The sequence below is a fragment of the Micromonospora sp. HK10 genome (assembly GCF_000982955.1).
GTDB lineage: Bacteria > Actinomycetota > Actinomycetes > Mycobacteriales > Micromonosporaceae > Micromonospora.
Genome location: NZ_KQ058827.1, coordinates 35327 through 46078, shown reverse-complemented (window position 1 = coordinate 46078; position 10752 = coordinate 35327). Strand labels below are relative to the sequence as shown.

General features: G+C 76.0%; 9 protein-coding genes. All 9 read right to left on the bottom strand.

The window, feature by feature from the left end; genetic code table 11:
* Positions 1–119: 119 nt before the first annotated feature.
* The gene (locus LQ51_RS15740; RefSeq protein WP_046566484.1) at positions 120–791 is read right to left on the bottom strand and encodes a permease prefix domain 1-containing protein; all 672 of its coding nucleotides are present in this window, start codon (positions 789–791) and stop codon (positions 120–122) included.
* A gap of 98 nt (positions 792–889) precedes the next feature.
* Positions 890–2971: a thiol reductant ABC exporter subunit CydC gene (gene cydC, locus LQ51_RS15735; protein WP_231605755.1), complete on the bottom strand. Its 2082-nt coding sequence runs from the start codon at positions 2969–2971 to the stop codon at positions 890–892.
* A complete protein-coding gene (gene cydD / locus LQ51_RS15730; RefSeq protein WP_046566483.1) occupies positions 2968–4644 on the bottom strand; it encodes a thiol reductant ABC exporter subunit CydD in 1677 nt (558 codons plus the stop codon). Before cydD ends, cydC begins: the two co-directional genes overlap by 4 nt.
* Complete coding sequence (locus tag LQ51_RS15725) at positions 4641–5681, bottom strand: cytochrome d ubiquinol oxidase subunit II (RefSeq protein ID WP_046566482.1); 1041 nt, start codon at positions 5679–5681, stop codon at positions 4641–4643. Before LQ51_RS15725 ends, cydD begins: the two co-directional genes overlap by 4 nt.
* 11 nt (positions 5682–5692) lie before the next feature.
* Positions 5693–6940: a cytochrome ubiquinol oxidase subunit I gene (locus LQ51_RS15720; protein ID WP_046566480.1), complete on the bottom strand. Its 1248-nt coding sequence runs from the start codon at positions 6938–6940 to the stop codon at positions 5693–5695.
* Between the two features lie 100 nt (positions 6941–7040).
* Positions 7041–7946: a M56 family metallopeptidase gene (locus LQ51_RS15715; RefSeq protein WP_046566478.1), complete on the bottom strand. Its 906-nt coding sequence runs from the start codon at positions 7944–7946 to the stop codon at positions 7041–7043.
* A 10-nt stretch (positions 7947–7956) separates the two neighbouring features.
* A complete protein-coding gene (locus tag LQ51_RS15710) occupies positions 7957–8400 on the bottom strand; it encodes a BlaI/MecI/CopY family transcriptional regulator (RefSeq protein ID WP_046566475.1) in 444 nt (147 codons plus the stop codon).
* 77 nt (positions 8401–8477) lie between these two features.
* Positions 8478–9302, bottom strand: a complete 825-nt coding sequence (locus tag LQ51_RS15705) for an aldehyde dehydrogenase family protein (protein ID WP_046566473.1) — start codon at positions 9300–9302, stop codon at positions 8478–8480.
* Positions 9295–10752 carry an aldehyde dehydrogenase family protein gene (locus tag LQ51_RS15700; RefSeq protein ID WP_046566471.1) on the bottom strand — a complete coding sequence of 486 codons (1458 nt, stop codon included), beginning with the start codon at positions 10750–10752 and terminating at the stop codon, positions 9295–9297. Before LQ51_RS15700 ends, LQ51_RS15705 begins: the two co-directional genes overlap by 8 nt.

Sequence of the window (10752 nt, the reverse complement as noted above, 5' to 3'; positions counted from 1 at the left end):
GCCCCGGCCTGACCCGTCCGCGTCGGCGGCCTGATCCGCCCGCGTCGGCGGCCTGACCCGCCCGCCCGGGCCTGACCCGTCCGCGTCGGCCTGATCCGCCCGGGTCGGCGGCCGGTCCGTCAGCGGGCGGCCGTCAGCCAGCAGCGGGCGGCCCTGGCCAGCGCGAACCAGGCGGCACTGACCAGCACCGCCCCGATGATCATCGGGGGCCAGGTCAGCGCCGCGTCCCAGAGACTGACCGACCAGCCGAACAGGGCGCCGCCCGCCACGGCGCCGCCGGCCAGGCCGGCCGTCAGCCCGTAGCCGGCCCCGCGGGCGAGCCGGGGAAGTCGTGGCGACGGGTGCCGGGCGGCGAGGAACCCGAGCAGCAGCCCGGCGACCGCCAGCGCGGCGACCAGGCTCCAGATGCCGTTGATTGAGGCGGAGAGGAGCTGGTAGCCGGTCGGTGGGCCCGGGCCGTCGCTCCAGCTCGACCCCTGCCAGGTCAGGTCGCCGGCGGCCAGCAGCACCCCGGCCACGGCGAGCGCGCGCGCCGCCAACCCGCGCAGCGCCCCGGCGGCCAGCTCGGCCTGGTAGTCGGGGGCGAGCTGGGCGGCGCTGCCGAACTCGGCCACCGCCCGCCGCTCGGCCTCCACCGCCGGCAGCCCGTCCTCCCGGTACGCCTCGACCGCGTCCCGCAACGCGTGCCGCGCCTCGGTCAGCAGATCGGACTTGAGGCGGGCCGGACCCCGCAGCCGGCCGGCCAACTCGTCCAGCCGCTCCTCGACCAGCACTTCCGCGTACCCCCGCATGCGACCACCCTGCCACCCGGCGCCGCCCGCCGCGTCCGGGGTTTTCCCGGAATGGGATCGGGGTCCACCCGGGGCGGCGATCCGGGCCGGGTGCGCCGTCAGGCGGCCGGCCCCAGGGCGAGGTAGCCGCGCTCGGCCGCCTCCTGGAGCAGCCACTGGTCCCGGTACCAGCCGGGCCGGTCGATCAGGTCGGCGTGCCGGCCGCGCTGGGTCACCCGGCCGGCGTCGAGGACCAGGATCTCGTCCAGCCCGGCCAGGCCGCTGAGCCGGTGGCTGATCAGCAGCACCGAGTGCCCGGCCGGGGTGGCCGCCAGCGCCGAGGCGAGCACCGCGTCCGCGGCGGCCGGGTCGAGCCCTTCGGTCGGCTCGTCCAGCACCAGCACGGCCGGGGCGGCCAGCAGCGCCCGGGCCAGCGCGAGCCGCTGCCGCTGCCCGCCGGAGAGCTGCCCGCCCTGCTCGCCGACCACGGTGTCCCAGCCGTCCGGCTGGGCGCGTACCCAGTCCAGCAGGCCGGCCGCCCGGGCCGCGACGGTCAGCTCCGCCTCGTCGGCGCGGGGCCGGCCGAGCAGCAGGTTCTCCCGGACGGTGGCGTGGAAGACGTACGCCTCGGCGAGCAGACCGCCGATCGCCCGGGGCAGTTCCTCGGGCGGGTAGGCGGCGACGTCCACCCCGTCCAGCCTCACCCGGCCGGCATCGGGGTGCACCGCGCCGGTGAGTACGGCCGCGAGGGTGCTCTTGCCGGCGCCGCTCGGCCCCACCACGGCGACCCGGCGGCCGGCGGGCAGGTCGAGATCGACCCCGGCCAGCGCCGGCGGGGCACCGGGACGGTACCGGACGGTCACGCCCGCGAACCGCACGTCCTGGCCGGCTGGTGCCGGGCCCGGCCCGGCGGTGGGCTCGGGGGCGGTGAGCAGGGCGGCGACCCGGTCCAGGCCGGCCCGGAGCTGGGTGCGCTGCCGGGCGGCTCCGACCAGCGCGAGGGCGGTCTCCACGGCGGTCAGGGTGCCCACCGCCAGGACGCCGACGAGCACCCCGCCGACCCCGGCGCGGAGCGCCACGTACACCACGGCGGCCGCGGTCACTCCGGCGACCAGCACCCCGACCGCGTCGACCGCGAAGCCGGCCGCGGCGAGCCGGCGTTCGAGCCGGGCGAGGCGGCCGGCGCGCGCCTCGGCGGCGGCCAGCGCCGTGCCGGTCGCCCCGAACGCGGCCAGGTCGGCGGCCCCGTGGGTCAGGTCCACCGCGTCCACGGCGAGCGCGCCGCGCAGCGGGGCCACCTCGTCGGCGGCCCGCCGGGTGAGCACGGTGGCCAGGGCGGGCAGCACCGCGCCGGCCACCAGGAGACCGGCGGCGAGCACGCCGGCGGCCGGCGGCGAGATCAGCGCCGCGCTGCCGACGGCGAGGAAGCTCACCAGCACGGCCGCCGCGCCCGGCACCAGCACCCGCAGCAGCAGGTCCTGCACCGCCTCCACGTCAGAGACCAGCCGGCTCAGCGCGTCGCCGGTCCGCTGGGTGGCCGCGTCCCGCCGGGCGGCCAGGGTGGCGAAGACCCGGGCCCGGACATCGGTGATCATGCGGAGCACGGCATCGTGCCCGGCGAGCCGTTCGGTGTAGCGGAACACGCCCCGACTGACGGCGAGGGCGCGGACCGCGACGATCGCCACCGTGAGCCGGTCCAGCGGCGGCCGGCCGGCGGCGCTCATCAGCAGCCAGGTGGCGGTCGCCATCAGGGCCAGCCCGGCGAACTCGGTGGCCGCGGCGAGCAGCCCGGCACCGACCAGCCGGCCCAGGTAGGGCCGGGCCAGCCGCAGCACCGCCCGCTCGGCGCGCGGCCCACCCGGCCGGCCGTCGGGGGTGGCGGGGGCGGGCCCGCCGGGCAGCAGCTCCGGCGGGTTCGGCTCGCCGGCGGTCGGTACGCCGGGGTCGCGCCCGGCCGGGGTCACCCCGTCCCCGGAGACCCCGCCCGGCACGGCCCGCACCGGCTGGTCGGGACCGGACCGCACACCGGCCGGCCCGGTGGCACCGTGCGGCCCGGTGGCGCCGTTCGGCCCGGACGCGCCGTGGGGTCCGGTGGCGCCGTTCGGCCCGGCGGTACCGTCCGGCCCGGTGGCGCTGTCGGGGCCGGTGGCGCAGTCGGGGCCGGTGGCCGGGTCATCGGGTCGGTTGGTCGCGTCGGTCATCGGGTCGCCGCCTTCGTGGCCGGGGTCAGCTCGGTGACCCGGCCGTCCTCCACCCGCAGGATCCGGTCGGCGTCCGCCAGCAGCGCGGGCCGGTGCGCGACCAGCAGCGCGGTACGTCCGGCGACCAGCCGCCGGGTGGCGGCCAGCACCACCGCCTCGCTGGCGGTGTCCAGCCGGGCGGTCGGCTCGTCGAGGAGCACCAGCGGGGCGTCCCGGAGGAACGCCCGAGCCAGCGCCACCCGCTGCCGCTGCCCGCTGGAGAGCCCGTGACCGCGCTCGCCGAGCAGCGTGGCCAGCCCGTCGGGCAGGGCGGTGATCACCTCGTCGAGCGCGGCGTCGGTGACCGCCCGGGCGAGCACCGGCTCGGGGGCGTCCGGCGCGCCGAGGCGGATGTTGTCGGCGAGCGAGCCGGCGAAGAGGTGGGCCCGTTGCGGCACCCAGGCCAGCTGCCGCCGCCAGTCGTCAAGGTCCACCCCGGCGAGGTCCACGCCGTCGACGGTGACCCGGCCGGCGGTCGGGGTGACGAAGCCGAGCAACAGGTTGAGCAGGGTGGTCTTGCCGGCCCCGCTGGGCCCGATGACGGCGATCCGCTCGCCGGGCCGGATGGTGAGGGTGACGTCCCGCAGCGCGGTGGTCCGTTCGTACGCGACGGTGACCCCCTCGAAGCGGATCTCACCGCGCCCGCCGGGAGCCGGAGGACGGGTGCCGGCGGGTGCGGTGTCCGCCGGGGGCGCCGAGAGGGTGAGCGCCTCGTCGAGCGCGGTGAGCCCCTCCATGCTGGCGTGGAACCGGCTGCCGGCCGCCCGCAGCGGCAGGTACGCCTCCGGGGTGAGCAGCAGCACCAGCAGCGCGGTGGAGAGGGTGAGCCCGCCGCCGAGCAGGCGGATGCCGACCGGCACCGCGACCAGCGCCACGGAGAGGGTGGCGACCAGTTCGAGGACCAGCGCGGAGAGGAAGGCGATCCGGAGCGTCCGCATGGTCGCCTGCCGGTGGCCGTCGGCCATCCGGCGGACCACGTCGACCTGGGCCCGGGCCCGGCCGAACGCGCGCAGCGTGGGCAGCCCGGCCACCATGTCGAGGAAGTGCCCACCGAGCAGCGACAGCCGGCGCCACTGCCGTTCGGTGGCGGCCTGCGCCTGCCAGCCGAGCAGCGCCCCGAAGATCGGGATCAGCGGGATGGTCAGCGCGATGATCAGCGCCGAGCTCCAGTCGGCGAGGACGATCCGGGCCAGCACCGCGAGCGGCACGGTGACGCTCAGCACGAGCTGGGGCAGGTAGCCGGTGAAGTACGGGTCGAGCGCGTCCAGGCCGCGCCCGGTCAGCGTGGCGAACTGGCCGGCCCGCTGGCCGGCGACCCAGGTGGGGCCGTGCCGGCCGACCGCGCGGAGCAGGTCGGCGCGGAGCGCCGCCTTGACGGTGGCCGCGGCCCGGGCGGCCACCGTGCCCTGCCCCCAGCTGACCAGCGCCCGCGCGGCGACCGCCGCCACGAAACCGGCCAGCGCCGGCCGGTGCAGCCGCCCGTCGATCGCCGTGGCCAGCAGCGTCGCCAGCGCGGTGGCCTGCGCCACCACGAGCAGCGCGGTCAGCCCGCCCAGCACCGTGAGCACGGCGAGATCGCGCCGGGCCGCGGGGACCCGGCGCAGCACACGCGGGTCGAACGGGCGGCGGTTCACCAGTACACCGGTGCCCTGCCGTCGGTCCGTCCCCGGAACACCCACCAGCACATCGCCTGAAAGCCTAGTAGGGCCGGCACGAGCGGCAGCGCCAGCCAGCCCAGCAGTGACAGGGTCGGCCCGCTCGCCGCCGCGTCGGCGACCGTGAGGGAGGCGGCCGGGTCGACCGTGGAGACCAGCACCCGGGGCCAGAGCGCCGCGCCGACCAGCGCCACCGGCAGGGCCAGTGCGGCGCTGGTCGCCGCGAAGGCCACCCCGGCCCGGCCCCGGCCCAGCGCCGCGCGGGCCACCAGCAGCGCGGCGACCAGCGCCACCAGCAGGAGTACGGCGACCGCCGGCCGCGCCACGGCGGCGCGTACCCGGTCGGAGAGCAGGCCCAGGACGGCGGCCGTGCCGACCGCGGCGAGTGCCGCCGGGACCAGCCGGTGGGCGAGCCGGGCGACCGGCGCCGCGTCGGCGGCCGGCAGGCGGAGGGTGAGGAAGGTCGCACCCTGCACGGCGACCAGCGCCAGCACGGCCAGCCCGACGGCGGCCACGAACGGGGTGAGCACGTGACCCACCCCGGTGACGTGACCGGATGCCGTGCGCGGCACGCCCTGCAGCAGGCCGCCGAGCAGGGCGCCCCAGCCGAGCGCGGCGAGGGCGCTGCCGGCCACCACCACCCGGTCCCAGCCAGCGCGGGCCGCCTGCGCGCGGGGCCGGCTGCGCAGTTGCACACCGGCGGTCACCAGCACCACCCCGGCCAGCGCGCCGAGCACGACCGGGTAGAAGCCGGAGAGGAGTTCGCCCTCCAGGGTCGGGAAGGCGCCGAAGAGGATGCCGACGGCGGTCACCAGCCACACCTCGTTGCCGAGGAAGAACGGCCCGACGGCGTTCAGCGCGGCCCGGCTCGACGCGTCCGCCGCCCGGTCGTGCTCCGGTGTCGCGGGCGCGGTGGGCCGCCGGGCGAGCAGCAGGCCGACGCCGTAGTCGTAGCCGCCGAGGACGAGGTAGGTGGCGAAGAAGAGGCCGAGCAGGGCGTACCAGGCGAGTTCCACGGCGGGCTCCCTCAGGCGAACACGGGGTGCGGGCGGGTGTCGGTGTCGGGCGCGGGCGGACGGCCGAGCGCCGGGTCGGCGGCGCCCCGCGCGGCGTGCCGGGCCAGCAGGGTCCAGTTGGTGACCGCGAGGGCGCCGAGCAGCAGGGTGAAGCCGACCAGCGAGGTGAGCATCAGTCCGCTGCCCACCGGCGAGACGGCCTGATCGGTCGGCAGCAGCCCGTACGCCACCCAGGGCTGGCGGCCGACCTCGCGGGCGAGCCAGCCCAGCAGCACCGCCGCGAAGGGCAGCGGCAGGGCGAGCAGCAGCAGCCAGAGCGGGAACTTCAGCCGGATGATCCAGTCCCGCCAGAGCAGCGGCAGCAGCAGCCAGACGCAGCCCAGGGTGAAACCGATCAGGATCATGAAGCCGAGCCCGACGTTGGAGAGCACCGGCGGGGTGTAGTCGCCGGGCCCGAACCGGGTGGTCCATTCGGCCACCATGGCGTCGCGGTCCGGTCCGCCGCCGAACTTGGTGGGCTGGAGGTCCCCCACCGGGGCGAACTGGGCGAAGCCGAAGCCCTGCAGGCCGGTCACGGCGAGCGCCATGGTGATCAGGCCGAGCCGCAGCGACGTGCGGAAGAGCAGGAAGTCCGGGGTGCGCCGGAGCAGGTGCCAGGCGCTGACCGCGGCCATCAGCGTGCCCCCGGTGACCAGGGCCGCCATCACCACATGTCCGAACGCGAAGGTGAGCGTCGGGTTGGTGAGCAGCGCGCCGAAGTCGGTGAGGTGGGCAACGCCGTCGCGGACCTCGTAGCCGACGGGGTGCTGGAGCCAGGCGTTGGCCACCATGATCCAGTACGCCGAGGCGTACGCCGTGATCGCGACGCCCCAGAGCAGGGCGAGGTGGACGCCGCGGCGCAGCCGGTGCCAGCCGAAGATCCACATGCCGAGGAACGTGGACTCCAGGAAGAACGCGACCAGCGTCTCGATGGCCAGCGGCGCGCCGAAGACGTTGCCCACGTACCGCGACAGGCCGCTCCAGTTCAGCCCGAACTGGAACTCCATCACGATGCCGGTGGCGATCCCGAGCACGTAGTTGATCACGTAGAGCTGGCCCCAGAACCGGGTCAGCCGCTCGTACACCGGCTTGCCGGTGATGAACCCGGCGGTCTGCAGCCCGACCAGGAGAGTGACCAGGCCGAGGGTGACCACCACGAAGAGGAAGTGGATCGAGGTGGTGGTGGCGAACTGCAGGCGGGCGAGGAGCAGGGGATCCATGGCCGTCCTCCCACGAGTTGACTCGCTTGTCATAGCGAGACTACACGTAGGCTAGCTACCTATAGCGGCGGGAGGCGGCCCTGGCCCGGCTTCCCGCCGGTCAGCTCAGGAACAGGGAGATCGGCAACGCGACCAGCAGGGTCGCGACGGAGAGGGCCGTGGTGCCGAGCACCCGCGGCGGCCGGTCGGCGACCATCAGCCGCTGCACCCGGACGTCCAGGTCGCGGTCCCCGACGCCGAGCGCGCCGGCCGGGGTGACCCGGTGCCCGGCGGCGGCGAACCGCCGCAGCGCCCCGGCCAGGGGTTCCTCGGCGTGCAGCTCGCGGGCCTTGTCGTCGGCGCGCATCTCGACCAGCAGGGCCACCCGCTCGTGCGCGTCGCGGACCCAGCGGAACCAGGGCAGCGCGCGGCAGAGCGCGGTGAACGGCAGCAGCACCAGGTCGTGCCGCTCCTGCGCGTGGGCCCGCTCGTGGGTGAGCACCGCCGCCAGCTCGGCCCGGTCGAGCAGGCTGAGCGCGCCGGCGCTGACCACCACCCGGGGCCGCACCCCGGGCAGGCAGTACGCGGCCGCGCTCGGGTGGTCGAGCACCAGCGCACCGGGGACCGTCGGGTCCCGGCGGGCCACCAGGCTGAGCAGGTCGCGGTGCCGGCGCTGGGCCCGCACGGCGCCGTGGATGCTGCGGACGGTCGTGGTGAGCAGCACCGCGCCGATGCCGAAGCCGACCCCGACCAGGCCCAGGTGCGGCACGCCCAGCCCGGCCGGGAGGGTGCCGTGGGCCAGGTCGTCGGCGAGGGCCAGCAGCGCGCTGCCGGTCGGCAGGTCGTACGCGGCCAGGCCGAGCGCCATGGGCAGCCCCATGGCGGAGAGCCCGAGCGCCAACCCGACCGCCTGCCAGCAGACGATCGCCACCCGGGGGGCCCGCCAGGTCCACCGCGCGGTGGCCAGGACCTGCGCGGTCAGCCAGCAGGCCAGAATGGTCGCGGCGAAGTGCAGGGCGTACGCCACGGCAGCCGCCCTACCGGTCCGTCGCCTCGTCGAGCGCCGGGCCGCCGGCCCGGGGGTCCTCGACCCGGTCGGTCAACTCGGCGCCGGTCCCGCCCGCCTCGGCGCCGAGCGCGGCGCGCAGCACCTCCGCCTCGGTGCCGGTCACCGAGCGGGCGAAGCGCACCAGCGCGGCGTCCCGGCTGCCGCCGAGGTCGAGAGCGTCGAGCATGAGCTGGGCGATGTGCGCCTCGCGGGTGGCCGCCGGCCGGTAGCGCCAGGCCCGCCCCTCGCGTTGCCGCTGCACCATGCCCTTCCCGGCGAGCCGGTCGAGCACGGTCATCACCGTGGTGTACGCCAGTTCCCGCCCGTCCAGGGCGTCGGCGACCTCGCGGACGGTCACGCCGTCCGACGCGGCGGGCACGGTGTCCCACAGCACGTCCATCACCGCACGTTCGAGATCACCAAGCCGAGTCACCCGGCAATCCTACCCCGCGTAGTAGACCAACCCGCCACGCCGACCCCCGCTGACCGGCCAACCCACACCGGAAGGGATCAGACCCCCTTCGGATGCCACACCGTCTTCGTCTCCAGCAGCACGGTCATCCGCGCCACCCCCGGATCCGCGAACCAGTCGTGCCCGGCCGGCGCCGGCCGGAGCACCCGCTTCAGGTTCTCCGCGGCCCTGACCTCCAGGTCGGCCGCCAGCTCGGCGTCGGCGACCCCGGTCAGGTCGATGGCGTTGACGTCCATGTGCGCGGCCAGCGTGGGCGCGGTCTCGCTGATCCGCCCGGTGAGGATGTTGACCACCCCGCCCGGCAGGTCGGAGGTGGCCAGCACCTCGGCCAGGGTCACCGCCACCAGCGGCGCGTCCGGCGAGGCCGCCACCACCACGGTGTTACCGGTGACGATCGCCGGGGCGATCACGCTGACCAGCCCGAGCAGCGCGGGCGCACCGGGGGCCACCACGGCCACCACGCCGGTCGGCTCCGGCGCCGAGAGGTTGAAGTACGGGCCGGCCACCGGGTTCGCCCCGCCGTACACCTGGGGGAGCTTGTCCGCCCAGCCCGCGTACCAGACCCAGCGGTCGATCGCCGCGTCCACCTCGTCGGCCGGGGCGCCGAGCGCGACGAACTGGTCCCGCCGGCCCTCCAGCATCTCGGCGACCCGGTAGAGGATCTGACCCCGGTTGTACGCGGTCGCCCCGGCCCAGCCCTTCACCGCGGCCCGGGCGGCGACCACCGCGTCCCGCGCGTCCTTGCGCGAGGCGAGTGCCACGTTGGCGTCCTGCACGATGTACGACCGTCCCGACTCGCTGCGCGGGAACTTCCCGCCGATGAAGAGCTTGTACGTCTTGCGTACCGCGACCCGCTCAGACATTGAGGTACGCCTCCAGCCCGTGCCGGCCGCCCTCGCGACCGTAGCCCGACTCCTTGTAGCCGCCGAACGGCGAGGTGGGGTCGAACTTGTTGAACGTGTTGGCCCAGACCACGCCGGCCCGGAGCCGGTCGGCCGTCCAGAGGATCCGGGAACCCTTGTCGGTCCAGATCCCGGCCGACAGCCCGTACGGCGTGTTGTTCGCCTTCTCCACGGCCTCGGCGGGGGTGCGGAAGGTCAGCACGGAGAGCACCGGGCCGAAGATCTCCTCGCGGGCGATCCGGTGCGCCTGGGTGACCCCGGTGAAGATGGTCGGCGCGAACCAGAAGCCGCGCTCGGGCAGCTCGCACGGCGGCGACCAGCGCTCGGCGCCCTCGGCCGAGCCGGCCTCGGAGAGTTCCCGGATCCGGGCCAGCTGGGCGGCCGAGTTGATCGCGCCGATGTCGGTGTTCTTGTCCAGCGGGTCGCCGACCCGCAGCTGGGCCATCCGCCGCTTCAGCGACTCCAGCACCCGGTCGGCGACCGACTCCTGGACCAGCAGCCGGGACCCGGCGCAGCAGACGTGCCCCTGATTGAAGAAGATGCCGTTGACGATGCCCTCGACGGCCTGGTCGATCGGGGCGTCGTCGAAGACGATGTTGGCGGCCTTGCCGCCCAGCTCCAGGGTGAGCTTCTTGCGGGTGCCGGCGACCGCGCGGGCGATGGCCTTGCCCACCTCGGTCGAGCCGGTGAAGGCGACCTTGTCGACGCCCGGGTGCTCGACCAGGGCCCGGCCGGTCTCGCCGGCACCGGTGACGATGTTGACCACGCCGGCCGGCAGGTCGGCCTGCTGGCAGATCTCGGCGAAGAGCAGCGCGGTCAGCGGGGTGGTCTCGGCCGGCTTGAGCACCACCGTGTTGCCGGCGGCGAGCGCCGGGGCGATCTTCCAGGCCAGCATGAGCAGCGGAAAGTTCCACGGGATGACCTGCGCGGCCACGCCGAGAGGCTGCGGAACGCCACCGCCGTGCCGGCTCGTCGGCCCCCCGCCGAACCCGGCGTACTCCAGCTTGTCGGCCCAGCCGGCGTAGTAGAAGAAGTGCGCGGCGACCAGCGGCACGTCGACGTCGCGGGACTCCCTGATCGGCTTGCCGTTGTCCAGCGACTCCAGCACGGCCAGCTCGCGGGAGCGCTCCTGGATGATCCGGGCGATCCGGAACAGGTACTTGGCCCGGTCCCGGCCCGGCATCGGGCCCCACACCTTCTCGTACGCCTGGCGGGCGGCGCGGACCGCGCGGTCCACGTCCTCGTTGCCGGCCTCGGCGATCTCGGCGAGGACCTCCTCGGAGGCCGGGTTGATCGACTTGAAGCTGCCGCCGTCGACCGGGTCGACGAACGTGCCGTCGACGAAGAGCCCGTAGGAGGGCTTGATGTCCACCACCGAGCGCGACTCGGGGGCGGGTGCGTATTCGAACAT

Coding starts and splice junctions, on each gene's coding strand:
- LQ51_RS15740 (WP_046566484.1), bottom strand. CDS start 791: ATGCGGGGGTACGCGGAAGTGCTGGTCGAGGAGCGGCTGGACGAGTTG.
- cydC (WP_231605755.1), bottom strand. CDS start 2,971: ATGACCGACGCGACCAACCGACCCGATGACCCGGCCACCGGCCCCGAC.
- LQ51_RS15720 (WP_046566480.1), bottom strand. CDS start 6,940: ATGGATCCCCTGCTCCTCGCCCGCCTGCAGTTCGCCACCACCACCTCG.
- LQ51_RS15705 (WP_046566473.1), bottom strand. CDS start 9,302: ATGTCTGAGCGGGTCGCGGTACGCAAGACGTACAAGCTCTTCATCGGC.
- LQ51_RS15700 (WP_046566471.1), bottom strand. CDS start 10,752: ATGTTCGAATACGCACCCGCCCCCGAGTCGCGCTCGGTGGTGGACATC.